We start from the raw sequence: 14,109 nt of genomic DNA on the forward strand, positions 1-14,109 counted from the left end.
TCGGGTTACGTGCTCCGCAGCACCTCCATCGGATCCACTCGCGCTGCCCTCCGTCCCGGGAGATAGGCCGCGAGCACCGCGACGATCGCGAGCGTGAGCACCACGGCCCCGAACGCCACGGGATCGGTGGTGCTCACGCCGAACATGAGGCCGCGCAAGAGTCGCGTGAGGAGCAGACTACCGGCTACACCAATCGCCAGGCCGATGACGGCGAGCCGAACGCCCTCGCCCATCACCAGCCGCAGCACGTCGGCGCGCTGCGCGCCGAGCGCCACGCGGACGCCGATCTCGCGCGTCCGCTGCGTGACGAGATAGGAGATGACGCTGTACACGCCTAACGTCGCGAGCACGAGCGCGGTGCCGGCGAAGGCAAGGATGACGAACAGGACGAAGCGCCGATCGGCCACCGACGCCGAGACGACGCGATCCATCAGACGCGCGCGCACGGCGACGTCCGGCCGGAGCTCGCGGACGACGCGCCGTACAGCCGAGATCATCGCCGCTGGATCGCTGCGTGTCCGCACGACGAGCGACAGCGGCCAGTTACTGCGTCGCCGCTGTGGATAGTACGAGTACAGCGCTGGATAGGGTCGCGACGCGAGGCCGTCGTCGTGCACATCTCCGACCACGCCGACGACGACGAACGAACGCGGATCGCCGTCCATGTTGCCGAACTCCACGTCCTTGCCGATGGCGTTCTCGTTAGGCCAGGCCTGCGACGCGAAGCTCGCGCTCACGACCGCCGCTGGACGCGCGGCGGGGCGATCAACCGAATCGAACAGCCGACCCTTGAGCAGCGGAATGCCGAGCGCCGAGAAGTAGTTGCCGTCGGTGACGATGTAGTTCGCGACTCCCTTTTGCGAGGCCGGCGCGTTGAGGAACGCGTCGAAGGTGATGCTGTCGACGGGCGCGTCGACCTTGAGATAGCCGCCGTCAGGTGGGGAGATCGCGATCGGGACGCCGGTGCCGGCAGCCGCCGCCACCACGCCGGGCAGCGCTTTCACTCGCTCGATTAGCGTGTTGTAATACTCGAGCCGCTGGGTGCGGTCGTCGATCGTGGGCGACGCGTCGATAACTGCGACGTGCTCGGTGGTGAAGCCGGGCTTCACGTCGAGCAGTCGGAGAAAGCTGCGCCCGAGCAGAGCGGCGCCGATCAGGAGAACGACGGTGAGGGCGAGCTGGCCGACGACCATTCCTTGGCGCAGGCTTGCGCTGCCAGCGGCGCCTGCCATGGTGCGCGAGCTCGCCGAGAGGGCCTCGCGCGCATCGCGGCGCGCGCTCCGCCACGTCGCGATGAGCCCGAGCGCCAGTGCGAGCACGATCGAGATGCCCGTGGTGAACGCGAGCACGGACCAGCTCATCCCCACTTCGTCGGCGCGGGGGAGCACCGATGCCGGCGCGGCGACGACGGCGCGGACAGCGAGTGCGGCGAACCACAGCCCCGCGGCGGCGGCGATGCCGACGAGCAACGCCGATTCGATGAGCACCTGCTGAACTAGTCGCCACGGCGTTGCACCGAGGGCTACACGCATAGCGAGCTCGTGCTGGCGGATCGCGAGCCGCGCCATGAGCAGGTTGAGCGCGTTCGCGAGCCCGATGAGGAGCAGGAACGCCGACGCGCCGAGCAGCAGGAGGAGTCGTGGCCGAACCGCGCCGACCATCTCGTCGCGGAGGCCGACGAGGGTCGCGTCGGACATCGACGTCTGATTGCCGTACTCGATCTTCATGGCGCGCGACACGACGCTGAGGTCGCGCTGCGCCTGCTCCATCGAAACCCCCGGGGCGAGCCGCCCGATCACCCTGTGCCCACCAGACGTGCGACCGTGGTTAGGCGTCAGCAGCTCGAGCGGTGTCCAGACTTCGGTGCCGGCGGGGTACGTCGCGCGGCTCGGCAGCACGCCGATGATCACATAGCTCTCGTTGTTCCAGATCAATCGCTGTCCGAGCACGTCCGGATTCGCGCCGAACTGCTCGTGCCAGAACGCATCGCTGATCACCGCCGCGTGCACGCCGCCAAACTGCTGCTCTTCCGGAACGAAGACGCGCCCCAGTTCGGGCCTCGCCTGGAGCACCTTGAAGAAGTCGCGGGTCACCGGTGTCACTTGCGCCATCACGGGGCCCGTCGGCGTCTGCACGCCGCTCGTGCCGTTCCAGGTCGAGAAGAGCGCCAGTGCCGAAAAGCTGTGTGTGCGCGCTTCCCAATCAAAGAAGTTGGGTTGCGAGACCGAGTTCCGGCTGCCCTTGCTGCTGACCTGATACAGCCTGACGATCCGCTCGGATTGCGGAAAGGGAAGCGGCTGGAGCACGACGGCGTTGACGATGCTGAAGATCGCGGTCGTTGCGCCGATCCCGATCGTAAGCGTGAGGATGACGGCGGCAGCGAATGCCGGGGAACCGCGCAGACTCCGCGCCGAGTACCGCAGGTCTTGCACGATGTGCGCGACGCGCTCGCGTGTGCTGCGACGCGTCTCACGATGTCGCGCCCGTTCCACGAGCTCGCGCTGCGCTTCGTCGACGTTGCCGAACTCTTTTCGCGCGAGTGCCCACGCGTCGTCGTTCGTCATGCCCCGCGCGACCAGATCGCGAACGCGGCTCTCGAGATGAAACGCAATTTCCGCGTGCACGTCGCGGTCGGCGCGAGCGATGCGGAAGAATCGTCTAACGCCGTCGTCTTTCATCATGCGCGCGCTCCGAAGGAGGATGCGTCGAGCACTTTGAACAGCGCTTCGTTGTATGAGCGCAGGCGCTCGATCTCGGCGCGCAGCTGTCGCCGGCCGGCGGTGGTGAGTCGATAGAACTTGGCGCGGCGGTTGGCGTCGGTGATGCCCCACTCTGCGTCGACCCACTCCTGCTCCTCGAGGCGGTGGAGCGCGAGATAGAGCGCCCGGTCCTCGATGTCGAGCGTTTCGTTCGACGCGTCCTTGATCCATCGCGCGATGCCGTAGCCGTGGCGCGGTCCCCACGTGAGGGTCTTGAGGATCAGAACGTCCAGGGTGCCTTGAATGAGAGTGAAGTCGGTCGGCATTGATTGCTCACCGGAGATGCTCCGGTAAGCATAGATCGTCGCGCGGCCCTTGCGCAAGAGCGGTCGTGTGTAGAGGGACGCGGCAACGTGAACGTGAAGCTGGCTCCCTTCCAAATGGCGGTGCCGCACGCGATATCTCCACGTGATTCGACGACCGCGCGAGCGATCGGTGGCCACTCAGATTCCGCAAATATGAAAAATTCGCCATTTCATTCCGCCGCGCGCCTCGGTGCGCTGATCCTGGCTCTCGGCGCATTCGCCACGCCCGGGGTCTCACGCGCTCAGACCGCTCCAGCCGACCTCGTGCTTCGCAACGGCAAGGTCATCACCATGGACGCGAAGACCCCAGAGGGACAGGCAATTGTCATCACCGGGGACAAGATCACTGCCGTTGGCACAGACGCCGCGATCCAGCGCTACGTCGGTCCCCGCACGAAAGTCATCGACCTGCACGGACATCTCGCGGTGCCCGGCTTCAATGAATCGCACGGACACTTCACCGGGTTGGGCTCCTCGCTCACGCAGCTCAAACTGATGGGCGTTCCGACGTGGCAGGACATCGCCGCGATGGTCGCCGACGCGGCGAAGAATACCAAGCCGGCGGCCTGGATTCAGGGACGCGGGTGGCATCAGGAAAAATGGAATCGCTCGCCGGGGCGTGTGGTCAAAGGCTTCCAGACGAATGATCTCATCAATGCCGCTGCGCCGAACACTCCCGTGATTCTCGAGCACGCAAGTGGACACGCGCTGATCGCGAACGCCACGGCGCTCGAGCTCGCGGGCGTAACCGCCGACACGCCGAACCCGCCAGGCGGCGAGATTATCAAAGATGAAACTGGAAAGCCAACGGGCGTGTTCGTGGATGGCGCGCAGTCACTCATCCGGCGCGCGCTAGAGAAGAGCCTCGCCCGCCGTTCGCCCGAAGAGCAGAAGGCCGACTTCCGTCACGAAGTTCATCTCGCGGTCCAGAACGCGCTCGAGAATGGCGTGACGACATTTCAGGACATGGGCGAGTCGTTCGCGACGATCGACGCCATCAAGCAAATGGTCGACGAGGGTGAGATGCCGCTGCGGCTGTACATCCTCGTGAGCCAGGGCGAGGTCCGACCGGACCACCTCGACGCGCTGGTCAAGCACCGCATGGTCGACTACGGCAACGGTCACCTCACGGTGCGCGCGATTGGCGAGATCACCGCCGACGGCGCGCTCGGCTCGCGCAGCGCCTGGATGTTGAAACCATACAACGACGATCCGACGAACACGGGCCTCAACGTGACGAAGATGTCACGCATCAAGGAGATCGCGGAGATCGGCATCGCCCACGGCTTTCAGATTTCGGTGCACGCCATCGGCGACCGGGCAAACCGTGAGACGCTCGACGTGTATGAACAACTCTTCAATGAGCACCATGTGAAGAGTGACACGCTGCGCTGGCGTATCGAGCATGCACAGCATCTGAGCCCGAGCGACATCCCGCGCTTCGGCAAGATGGGCGTCGTCGCGAGCATGCAGGCCATTCATGAATGCTCGGACGCTCCATATGTGATTCCCCGGCTCGGCGAGGAACGCGCCGAAGCAGGGGCGTATGTCTGGCAGAAGCTGTGGAAGACGGGCGCGGTGGTGACGAACGGAACCGACGTGCCCGTCGAGGCCATCAGCCCCATCGCGTCGTACTGGTGCGCGGTGACACGCGACAAGGTTGGCACCGACTCCGCGTTCTTCCCCGCAGAGAAGCTGAGCCGCCGGCAGGCGCTGCAAACCTACACGACCAACGGCGCGTACGTTGCGTTCCAGGAACACGAGAACGGCTCGCTCACGCCGGGCAAGTGGGCCGACATCACCGTGCTTTCGCGCGACATCATGACGGTCCCGCCACAGTCGATTCTCGGGACCGAAGTGCTCTACACCATCGTCGGCGGCAAAGTCGTGTACAGGGCACCGGACGCGTCGCGGTGACGGTTCAGCAGCTTCATACACGGAGCACGGAAAGCATCCGCGACCTTCGTCTCGCGCCGCTAACACCTCAGCAACTCACGCGCGCAGGGGAAGCGCCGTTCCGCTTACCTCAGCGGTCGAGAAGTGAACGTGAGGCGTTGCAAACGCCACGTAAGGCGTCGAAGCTCCGACCCGAGCCGTCGCAACCACCACATCAGTCGCGATTTTTTCGCTGCTTTGGGCTTATACGTAATTTTGCCTCTTGCGCGAAGGGGTCGATTTTTGCTCTAGATATAAGGACCAAGAGCCAGCGCCCAACGAGTTCCGGTTCCGTTTCACCTGGCAAAGGGCAGCGCTGAGCAACTCGAGGGCTCCTGGGCGCGATGCGAGTCAGATCGCACGACAATGTGGTCAGCTGACTGAGCGCATTGGTCAGCACACATCATCACTCGGCCACCTGACTGGCGCGGTCGGCCACTTGACCGAGTCGGTTGGCCAGGCGATGTGACGCATCGGCCACTTTGCCGCGCGGCGCGCGCAGCTGATCGCGCGCCTTCGCCACTTCACGAGGCGTGCTCGCCAGCACGTTGAGCGACGCGGCCACATGAGCGAGGCACATGCCACTTCAGCGGAGCGGCTCTCCTCGTTGCGTCCGCTACCATATAGGAGGTGCGTGAGCTCACCCGCGGCCATGTGGAGCAGCGCGCGCTGGACGAGCGCGCCGAGGAAGAGGATCCCTCCACGCTCGCGCTCGAGCGCGACCGCACGATCGATCGCGAGTCTCGCGTGTGAGTGTTGGCCACGCTAGGAGTGAAAATCGACGTTTGACTGCCGCCATTTTTTGGCTGCCGGTGAACGAAGGCGTGTCAAGTCCTAAATCGAAGATGCGTTGCACTCGCGCCGGCCGCGCGCGCCTTCCGTCCTACCATCACCGCTCTCGCTTGCGACAAGATTTAGATAACAACAGCGACAGAATTTAGAGAACCCACAAGGGTGACGCAGAGCGGAGCGTGCAGAGTTCAGCGAATGGCTTGAAAAGGAGTTATTCGTGCGCATTCGCTCATGCTTGTGTTTGACGCTACTGGCCGCCTCAGCGTGTCGTGAGCAGGTGCTAGGCCCGGCTGCGGAGCCTCGTGTGACATTCACGCTGCGAGCGATACCGCCGGGTGCTGGAGGCTTGGCGCCGCCTTACATCACGCTCAGTGGCAACAGCATCGTCGCTGTGACTCCGCTTTCGATCTCGCTTTGCTACAACTACACGGCCCGGGGCCAAGCCTCCGCTGGCCTGCTCGTGCTCAGCATCGTCGAGACCGAAGCAAATCGCGTATGCAGCCCAGAGCAGACAGACATCGTGGGAGCGACGATCGCTGCGGCCGACGTAGCCTCCGGCCTTCGGACCGTTTCCCTCGTCGACCGCGTTGTTCGCCTCGACGGCTCTGCTCACGAAAGTGTACTGGCGCAGGCAGACATCAATGTTCCGTAGCCGTCGAAGCCGCCGTGAGTTCCCGCTGTTGGCGGGCTAACTTCTTATGGGCCCTGGGTAGAGTTGAACTACCGACCTCGCGCTTATCACGAGTGTGCTCTTCCGACTTTACCGGGACCAAGTCCTGCGCAAACACGACGATCGCTGCAAACGCGGAGGCGAGGATCAGTCCGATCGCGCCGGCGTCATTGGCCGCAACTCGCTATTTGAGTCTCAAACTTGACGCGAAGTTCCTCAGCGAGGATTCGTCAAGTGTCGCACGACCTCCGCCGCCTCGTACCGGCGCGCGGCCTCGACTTGCAGTCGAAGGCGATGCGCAAGCCGCTGGAGACGCGGTTCGTGCGCGAGCACGAATGCGGAAAGTCGGTCTTGCACGTCGAGCGGCATGAGGATCAGGCCGCATTCGTACGCCCAAAGAGCCTTGTTCTGTACGCCGAGATGCGACGCCAGTACACCTAACGAGATATTCGGCTGCAGGACGAGCAGTCGTACCAAGAGCTGTCGTGAGCGACTTCTGCGTGCAACATTATTCGTTGCGGGGCTCCCATTTGCGGGGTGGGTGCTTAAGCGCATGCTTAGGTGGTCCCCATGATGGTGAATGAGGCGGAGGCGCATCTCTAGCGGCGAACGTCGCGGTAATACTCGGCAATGCACAGCGACACGAGACGCGCCACAAACGCGTCACGTTTCGGTCCTCTCGTTAGGCGCCGCACCGCAGGTGCCGCAGCCAGCGCCTTCTTGAATGCGATGAGGAGCGACTCGGGAGGCCAATGCTCGCGTTTCGCCTCGTCGCAAATCCGCCGCACGGCGTCGACTGTGGCAGCCGATGATGCCAGGTCGCGCGTGGTGCTCCGGTCTTCCAAAGCGGCGTACAGTGCCGCCGCGCCTTCGGGGCTGAGAACGCAGTTCGCGCGGCTTGTCTCGGCAGCCCCGGATCGAACTGAATCCATCCTAACGACTCCACGCAAAACAGTTTCGATGAAGTTGTAAGGGAAGAAGACACAGATCGACGATATAAATTTCGTCCGATCCGCGCAACTCCATACGTCGCACGTGCTTAGCGCTTATTCCTTTGTACGAAATCGTACGAAGTTAAGGGCTTCGCACCATTGCGTACAAAGACGTGATTTCGTCCGTTCCCAACCGCCACTTCCCCGACGTGCGCCGTTGCACGAGCCAACGGGAGCAAACGAGGGCTTACAAGAGCCAACACGGAACTAGGCACGCGCGAGGCACATGCCGACGGACTTCTTTACTGTAGGGGCTGCCTCGACTCAGGCGTCGGTTGTGCTCCTAGAGGATTGCTTTCCTCTGCCCAGACCACCAGCGCACGGCCTGAACGTGCACGGGACGATCAGACCAAATCTCCATCGCGACGTATTCCGCGCGGCGCGGTGTTCCAGGCTTGGCGACAAGTATCGTTTCGCCGGTTGTCGACACCTTCGGCGGCGTCCACGGAGCCGAAAGGCCGTGATCCCAAACGCAAAGCGTGTGACGGTCAAGCCTAATGTCAGAAGCTCCATCGCTACTACCGAGAGTGTCCTGCAACCCCACCTTTGGAATCAGCACCACATGTATCGGGGTTCGATAACTCTCCGGTCGATGGCGCCGGTTGGCGATGGAATCGGCGTCGTTAGGTGCCATCGTCAGACACACTTGACGCGTCGGACCAACGCTCACGCCCGTGCGCTCCATGGAAATGCGGACGGCAGTCGAGCCCAGGTCGATGGGTCCTGAAGAAATGACCGGGCCGCGTTGGCACGCTGCGAGGAAGAGAGCTAGTGACAGCGTGAAGAGCTTTGTCCGCTGCATTCCATGCGAATGTCGGTCTACCGCGTACGTTAGGTGCCTACGCGAGCGCTCGAGGCTCGGACGCGCAGCCAGGCACCAACCGGTCCGACTAGGGCCGCGATCGCCGTGGTCCACATCAGAAACGGAAGCATGTACCTCGGGCTGGAGGCCACATCGGGCAACAGGTCGTAGCACACGTCGTCGTACATGAAGATAACTTTCGATCGGTCGACGCCCGGTGGCACGTACGGGTGTTCGCTGTATCCGTGCATGTAGCACCCGCCTTCCAGATGCCGCCAAAGCGCCGCACGCAACGCGAGGTGTAGCGCCGCGCCGAGGAGCACAGCCAATAGGCTCGCCATCGGCACTCGCCATGGAATGCGGGAACGGTCCAGCACGACGAGCGCCGCGACCAACGTGAGCCAGCCGGCGGCGATAACGCGCCAGGCGATCGGCTCCCACTGTGCGACGTCGAGGCCGGCCGGGAGTCCGTTGCCGTAGACCAGGTAGAGCCAGCCTTGCCCCGCAGCGGCGAAGAAGACCGCCGTGACAAGTGCAATGAGCATCCACGGTGCCAGGTGGCGCTTTCCGGGACTCTGGCCACTCATCGTGATCCCAATGGCGCTCCGTGGAGGCACCTAACGGTCATTGAACAGGGAGCGTCGCCAGCAAATATGCTCCCATGCGCACGCTCTGGCCATGCAATTCTCCGCAGAACCTAACCCTGTATGTCGTCGCAGCAAATCGGCGCTGATGTGCATGTCCGTCAACGCGAAAGCGCGTCATGGTCTGTCTCGGCGCGTCTCAGCTGACTGAAAGTTCACAGACCTATTTCGGCACCAGTCGCAGCCCCGGCGACAATTTTGTCCGCGCGATAATGGGTCCGTCGTTGCCAATCGGTCTCGAGCAGTACCGTGTTCGGACCGGCAGGTGGCACGAGGATGAAGCGGCTATTGGTGAGACGGTCGACGCGGCAGCCCTGTGCGTTCCGCGAAAAACTGTAGTGGGAGGCAGCGTCGTGGACCGAAGCGTCTCGCCGAGCGGAGGACTGTTGTTGCGCGGACAACGCCGTCGCGAAGCACAGAAGCCCCGCGACGGTGATGCATTGGCCAAAGGAGAATGACATGGTATCTACGGTGGTCTATTGGCGTCAAAGTCGGTTTGCTCGCCAATAACGACGGAGGGGACGGTCATCTGTAACTCATCCACAGGCAGGCATCACGCGAACCACCGGCAACGCCGAAAGGAATACCGACTATGAAGCCGAGGATATTGCGCAGTTGCGGCGCTTCAGCGCAGAACGTTACAGACGACATTGATCGCTATCAGTTTCTCGCAAGCATCTGAACGATGAGCGTACGCTAATTACCGCCCGCGGTGTGGATCGTGGCCGTGTAGCTCCCGAGGGTCTCCCATCGCGCGACAACAAGGCTCGCGTCCCGATACCACTCGTCCGAGAGATCGACGACCTGTTCCCCTCGAACGCTCGGGATCCCCGCTTGGAGTCGAAACGAGCTCTGACTCACGGGGGTTCCCGGGAGCACCAGCCAGTCAGTTCCCATGCCGGAACCGTTCTGGGCGAGCACGAGCCCCTGGCCGGCACGCGCGTTGACCAACGCGAAGGTGAGGCGCTCATTGTTCAGGAGAAAGGGCGACGATCGGTACTCGGGTGCGTCGATGCCGAGCGACTTCACCTCGAGCTTCATGTCGTGCGGCATGCGATCCAGAACCGCGATTCGCGTCTGCGTTCCGTTGCTATTCAGCTGGCTGCCGAGGCGCAACGACATGGCGCCGAGGACTTGGGGCCGCAGGGTCACGACGCTGCCGGTCAGAACGTAGTCGCGCACACCCTGCGCCAACGCAGCCTGCTCCTCCCTCGTTAGGTTCACGATGACTTTGATCGGCGCGCCGAAGTTGTGTCGCAGCCACGAGACCGAGCCGACAGGAATATCCGCGGTGTGCAGCCGCACGGAAAACGGTTGCACTTCCCGAAGGTCGAGCTTCGATCCGTCCGCCAGAAGCGCGGTCACGCTCGCCACGAAGAATGTCGACGTGAGAGAATCCGGCGCCTGCGGAGCGGTGACGGTGAAGGCCAGGCGCTCTCGATCACCGACGAGCGACCTCGCATCGTCGACGCTTGCTCGAAGAGGCCCCACGGAGATTGGCGCTCCATTCCCGGCTGTCGCGAACGGTCCGGCAAAGATCGTCAGGAGTGCTCCCGCGCTCGTCACGCCGGTTGTGATCCAGGCGAGCCAACGCCAGTTCCGCTGCTGGTACAGCAGCACGAGCGTGAGGACGCCCAGGACAGCGGCGGCGATGCCGATGGTCACGACCGATCTGCTCGTCGACGCCAGCGCGACACTCCTCGTCGACTCGAGATAACCTGTGAGCAGGCCGATCGCGATCAACAACACGATGAACGCGACCACGAAGCTTCGCAGGTCGCTCGTGAGGCTTCCGAGGAGCACCGAGATCATCAACCACATGCCGAAGCTCGTCAGGCAGGCGAGCAGGAGCAGCGGCACATCTCGGCCCCGAACGTCGAACGCGGCGAGGCCGATTGCTTCGCCCAGGAGTGGCAGCGCGATCACGATGGCGACGACCACGAGCTTCGCGGCCAGCATCGCCGAAGAGCGAAACGGCCGGCTGAGCCAGAACGCGTCGGCCCGCGTTGGCGAGTCGCCCTGAACCACGACCGCGCCCACGATGCAACCGAGAAGGACGACCAGCAGCATGGCCGCGCTGAAGGGTGATGAGGTGTCACCGATGGTCGCGTAGAGCGCGGCGCGAATCGTCGCGACGGCAACGAGCGCGACGTACACTGCGAGGAGCCAGCGCTGCTTACGAACGTCCTTCCACGCCACGTGAGCGACTTCACCGATCCATGTCATGCGGCACTCCTCCGCTGCAGCAGCTCGGATTCGCGCGCGAGGGCAAGGAAGATCTCACGCAGAGTCGCCGCGCGCACCGTCACTTCGGCGGTTGGTGGAAAGCGTTGCGCGAGCTCGGCGTCGACGTCCGCGCGCGATGAGAGAAAGCTCAACCGACCATTGCCCTGCTCGACGGACAACCAGTCGTTAGGGAGATACTCGTCGGCGACTCCATCCGATGCATTGAGCCTCACGTCGACGCGCTTGAAGCGCTGGTAGAGAAGATCGAGGGGCTCGGAGAGACGCATCTTGCCCTCCGCAAGGAAGCCGACCCAGTCAGCGAGGAGCTCGAGCTCTCCGATGTCGTGCGAGCAGAGCAGGACGGTCCATCCCTCGGAGCCGGCTGAAGCGAGCAGGCCTCGCACCAGCTCGTCCTTCACGAGCGCGTCCATACCCGTGAATGGTTCATCCATGAGGAGAAGGCGCGGCCGCGGCGCGAGCGCGCAGAGAAGCGCTGCCTTCATCTGACCACCGCGGGAAAAGGCACTGATCTTTCGCTTCGGGTCCAGATTGAAGCGCTCCCGCAGCTGATTGGCGAGCGCGCGGTCCCACGTCGGATACAGGGGCGCGAGGTAGGCCTCGAGCTCCTCGAGCCGCATCCAACTCGGGAGCGATTGGCCTTCGGCGACGTAGGCGATCCGCGCCCGGTCTGTCGTCGACAGGCGTCGACTGTCGGCGCCGAGCACCGCGGCGCGTCCCGAGCGTGCGCGGCGGAGGCCCATCAGAATCTGGAGCAGCGTGGTCTTCCCCGAGCCGTTAGGCCCCAGCATGGCATAGAGCGCTCCATCGGGCACCTCGAGGTCCAGATCGCGCAGTGCGCTGACGCCACCGTAGCTGAAGCTCACCTGATTCGCTTCGATTGCCGCCATAACCTTCCTCCGGGGACATGCCGTACACGTTAGGCATCATCGGCTCCGCGCGGTGACGCGGTCGCCGAACAGTCTCGTCCATTGCTCATCCACCGCTTCGATGACGTCGTCCGCCTCGAGGCCCAGACGCTTTGCCTCGACGACGAGCTGCTCCACCTCGTGCGAGAGCAGCGCGCGGCGCTCGGCGGCCGACGCGCGCCGTCCACAGGTGACGATTGTGCCGATGCCCGGCCGTACCTCGAGCAGCCCGCTGCGCACGAGGTCCGCGATCACCTTCTGCGCGGTGTTCGGATTGATCTTGAGTGCCTGGCTCAGCTCCCGCACCGACGGGAAGCTGGCGCCCTGGGCGAGCTCCCCGGACACAATGGCGCGCGTCGCGGCATACACTACTTGCCGGTAAGGCGACTCCCCAGCGCGCAACGTGACAGTGAACGGGAGCATGGTGTACTATGTGTAGTAGTACACCAGTGTGTCAAGAGCCTCGTGTTGACAATCCGCTAGCTCGATCGTCCATACGGATGTGCATGCCGGCCGACTCGATCGCCGCTAAGCTCGAGGAGTTGAAGCGCGAAGTGCGCCGTGAGTGGCAGCCACGGATTCAATCCGTGCGCCGCTCCGTCAAGCGCGTGTGGCGGCGAGAAACCGTCGCGGCTCTCTTGCTCGCGTCGCTCAAAGCGCTCGCCCTCCTCGCGCTGCCGTTCCTCGTGTATGTGCGAGCATCGGTCTACCTATATCGTCACGGCGCGCATCCGTGGATCGCGATCCTGGCCTCGGCGATCCTCACCGTCGGGATAGTCTCCGGCTTCGTCATTCTGATCGCGCGCCGCTTTCGACGACGCGCGCGCGTGCCGACCGTGGTCAAATGGGCGGCTCTCCCGGTTGTGTTCACGTGGTGCGTCTATGCCGCGTTCTATCTGTCACGAGTCAACGTCAAATCCGACGACGTGCGGGCCTATTACAGCGCCCTGCACCCGATACTTCGCGTTGCGCTCTCGACGATCGTGCTCGTAGACCCTGATCTCGTTGTCACGGACATGGGGCGCGTCCCGCGTGACTACCGGCGTATGGGGCTGCCGGTCAACCACCGCACGAAGCACTACCGCCAGTCGGACGGTTGGGTGCACGCCGTGGATCTCCGCACGCGCGGTCGGGGGGTGATACGCAATCGCGTCGTGCAACTCTACTTCTGGTCAATGGGATTCAGCACGCTCCGGCACGTCGGAACCGCGGATCATCTGCACGTGGAGCTCGCGACCCGCTAACGGCGCGAGCTGAGATGAACAGCTCGCCGGTGAGTGGGTGGGCAGGTCGCCGCCTTGACTCGGCTCCTCCGCCGAGCGTAGCGTCCAAGCAGCGAGGAGAGGGTTCGGTGGCAATGTCGATGGCCGCTAAAGCATGGATGCTCGAGGAGCTCCACCGGTTGCCGGACGACGGCAATAAGTACGAGCTCATTCGCGGGGAGTTGTTCGTGACTCCGCCGCCCTCGGTCGATCACGAAGAGGTGTTGGCGCGCTTGAGCGCCATCCTTACGGGGTACGTCGCGACGCATAGCCTCGGCAAGGTATATCATCCCCGCGCGGTCATTCGATTCGAGGGGTCGGAAGCGGAGCCGGACCTCATGGTTCGGGTAGTGCCGTTAGGCATTCACGGGAACGCCTGGGAGGAGCTGCCTCCGCCGTTGCTCGTGGTCGAAGCGTTGTCGCCCACGACGCGCCGGCGAGATCTCGTCATCAAGCGCGAGTACTATCTCGATGCGGGCGCCGGAGAATATTGGGTGCTCGATGGCGAGCGGCGCGAGATCCGTGTCATTCGACGTGAGGAGCCAGACGTTGTCGTCCGGGACTCACTCGTGTGGCGCAGCGTCGCGGCCGAACCATTGCTGCTCGACGTGCTAGCGCTCTTCGGCTAACGGCAGAGCGCTAGCAGCTTGTCGGTGAAACGACGCGCGAGAAAAGGCGCGCGAGAAAAGGCGCGCGAGAAAAGGCGCGCGAGAAAAGGCGCGCGAGAAAAGGCGCGCGAGAAAAGGCGCGCGAGAAAAGGCGCGCGAGAAAAGGCGCGCGAGAAAAGGCGCGCGAG

At 63.8% G+C, this 14,109-nt stretch carries 14 protein-coding genes; 5 read left to right on the plus strand and 9 right to left on the minus strand.

Annotated features, from left to right (window positions below):
- Nucleotides 1–5: 5 nt before the first annotated feature.
- Nucleotides 6–2,681: an ABC transporter permease gene (locus tag VGH98_05900; protein HEY2375490.1), complete on the minus strand. Its 2,676-nt coding sequence runs from the start codon at nt 2,679–2,681 to the stop codon at nt 6–8.
- Nucleotides 2,678–3,154 (minus strand): PadR family transcriptional regulator, encoded by a 477-nt coding sequence (locus tag VGH98_05905; protein HEY2375491.1) that lies wholly within the window; start codon nt 3,152–3,154, stop codon nt 2,678–2,680. Before VGH98_05905 ends, VGH98_05900 begins: the two co-directional genes overlap by 4 nt.
- Before the next feature lie 63 nt (nt 3,155–3,217).
- On the opposite strand from VGH98_05905, the gene VGH98_05910 reads away from it, so the two are divergent.
- Entirely contained in the window at nt 3,218–4,981 is a 1,764-nt protein-coding gene (locus VGH98_05910) for an amidohydrolase (GenBank protein ID HEY2375492.1), read from the plus strand.
- 424 nt (nt 4,982–5,405) lie between these two features.
- Here VGH98_05910 and VGH98_05915 read toward each other — a convergent pair whose 3' ends face one another.
- The gene (locus tag VGH98_05915) at nt 5,406–5,579 is read right to left on the minus strand and encodes a hypothetical protein (GenBank protein HEY2375493.1); all 174 of its coding nucleotides are present in this window, start codon (nt 5,577–5,579) and stop codon (nt 5,406–5,408) included.
- Nucleotides 5,580–5,629: 50 nt separating this feature from the next.
- Here VGH98_05915 and VGH98_05920 point away from each other — a divergent pair, with 50 nt between their 5' ends.
- Together VGH98_05920 and VGH98_05925 are read left to right on the plus strand one after the other, a co-directional pair.
- Nucleotides 5,630–5,752 (plus strand): hypothetical protein, encoded by a 123-nt coding sequence (locus VGH98_05920; GenBank protein HEY2375494.1) that lies wholly within the window; start codon nt 5,630–5,632, stop codon nt 5,750–5,752.
- A gap of 343 nt (nt 5,753–6,095) precedes the next feature.
- Nucleotides 6,096–6,443, plus strand: coding sequence for a hypothetical protein (locus tag VGH98_05925; GenBank protein ID HEY2375495.1), 348 nt, complete (start codon nt 6,096–6,098; stop codon nt 6,441–6,443).
- A 234-nt stretch (nt 6,444–6,677) separates the two neighbouring features.
- Here VGH98_05925 and VGH98_05930 read toward each other — a convergent pair whose 3' ends face one another.
- From VGH98_05930 to VGH98_05955, 6 genes are all read right to left on the minus strand, one after another.
- On the minus strand, nt 6,678–6,938 hold the full coding sequence (locus tag VGH98_05930) for a hypothetical protein (protein HEY2375496.1): 261 nt from the start codon (nt 6,936–6,938) through the stop codon (nt 6,678–6,680).
- Nucleotides 6,939–7,060: 122 nt separating this feature from the next.
- On the minus strand, nt 7,061–7,393 hold the full coding sequence (locus VGH98_05935; GenBank protein HEY2375497.1) for a hypothetical protein: 333 nt from the start codon (nt 7,391–7,393) through the stop codon (nt 7,061–7,063).
- 891 nt (nt 7,394–8,284) lie between these two features.
- Nucleotides 8,285–8,842 carry a hypothetical protein gene (locus tag VGH98_05940; GenBank protein ID HEY2375498.1) on the minus strand — a complete coding sequence of 186 codons (558 nt, stop codon included), beginning with the start codon at nt 8,840–8,842 and terminating at the stop codon, nt 8,285–8,287.
- Nucleotides 8,843–9,595: 753 nt separating this feature from the next.
- The gene (locus tag VGH98_05945) at nt 9,596–11,125 is read right to left on the minus strand and encodes a hypothetical protein (GenBank protein HEY2375499.1); all 1,530 of its coding nucleotides are present in this window, start codon (nt 11,123–11,125) and stop codon (nt 9,596–9,598) included.
- The gene (locus VGH98_05950; protein HEY2375500.1) at nt 11,122–12,033 is read right to left on the minus strand and encodes an ABC transporter ATP-binding protein; all 912 of its coding nucleotides are present in this window, start codon (nt 12,031–12,033) and stop codon (nt 11,122–11,124) included. The genes VGH98_05945 and VGH98_05950 overlap by 4 nt, the downstream gene beginning before the upstream one ends.
- Before the next feature lie 36 nt (nt 12,034–12,069).
- Complete coding sequence (locus tag VGH98_05955; protein HEY2375501.1) at nt 12,070–12,474, minus strand: GntR family transcriptional regulator; 405 nt, start codon at nt 12,472–12,474, stop codon at nt 12,070–12,072.
- Between the two features lie 83 nt (nt 12,475–12,557).
- Between VGH98_05955 and VGH98_05960 the strand changes: the two genes are divergently transcribed.
- Nucleotides 12,558–13,295 carry a hypothetical protein gene (locus tag VGH98_05960; GenBank protein ID HEY2375502.1) on the plus strand — a complete coding sequence of 246 codons (738 nt, stop codon included), beginning with the start codon at nt 12,558–12,560 and terminating at the stop codon, nt 13,293–13,295.
- 113 nt (nt 13,296–13,408) lie between these two features.
- Complete coding sequence (locus VGH98_05965; GenBank protein ID HEY2375503.1) at nt 13,409–13,942, plus strand: Uma2 family endonuclease; 534 nt, start codon at nt 13,409–13,411, stop codon at nt 13,940–13,942.
- The last annotated feature ends 167 nt before the right edge of the window (nt 13,943–14,109 follow it).

The organism is Gemmatimonadaceae bacterium, assembly GCA_036496605.1.
Lineage (GTDB): Bacteria > Gemmatimonadota > Gemmatimonadetes > Gemmatimonadales > Gemmatimonadaceae > AG2.

Coding starts and splice junctions, on each gene's coding strand:
- VGH98_05900 (HEY2375490.1), bottom strand. CDS start 2,681: ATGATGAAAGACGACGGCGTTAGACGATTCTTCCGCATCGCTCGCGCC.
- VGH98_05910 (HEY2375492.1), top strand. CDS start 3,218: ATGAAAAATTCGCCATTTCATTCCGCCGCGCGCCTCGGTGCGCTGATC.
- VGH98_05915 (HEY2375493.1), bottom strand. CDS start 5,579: ATGTGCCTCGCTCATGTGGCCGCGTCGCTCAACGTGCTGGCGAGCACG.
- VGH98_05935 (HEY2375497.1), bottom strand. CDS start 7,393: ATGGATTCAGTTCGATCCGGGGCTGCCGAGACAAGCCGCGCGAACTGC.
- VGH98_05940 (HEY2375498.1), bottom strand. CDS start 8,842: ATGAGTGGCCAGAGTCCCGGAAAGCGCCACCTGGCACCGTGGATGCTC.
- VGH98_05945 (HEY2375499.1), bottom strand. CDS start 11,125: ATGACATGGATCGGTGAAGTCGCTCACGTGGCGTGGAAGGACGTTCGT.
- VGH98_05950 (HEY2375500.1), bottom strand. CDS start 12,033: ATGGCGGCAATCGAAGCGAATCAGGTGAGCTTCAGCTACGGTGGCGTC.
- VGH98_05955 (HEY2375501.1), bottom strand. CDS start 12,474: ATGCTCCCGTTCACTGTCACGTTGCGCGCTGGGGAGTCGCCTTACCGG.
- VGH98_05960 (HEY2375502.1), top strand. CDS start 12,558: ATGCCGGCCGACTCGATCGCCGCTAAGCTCGAGGAGTTGAAGCGCGAA.
- VGH98_05965 (HEY2375503.1), top strand. CDS start 13,409: ATGTCGATGGCCGCTAAAGCATGGATGCTCGAGGAGCTCCACCGGTTG.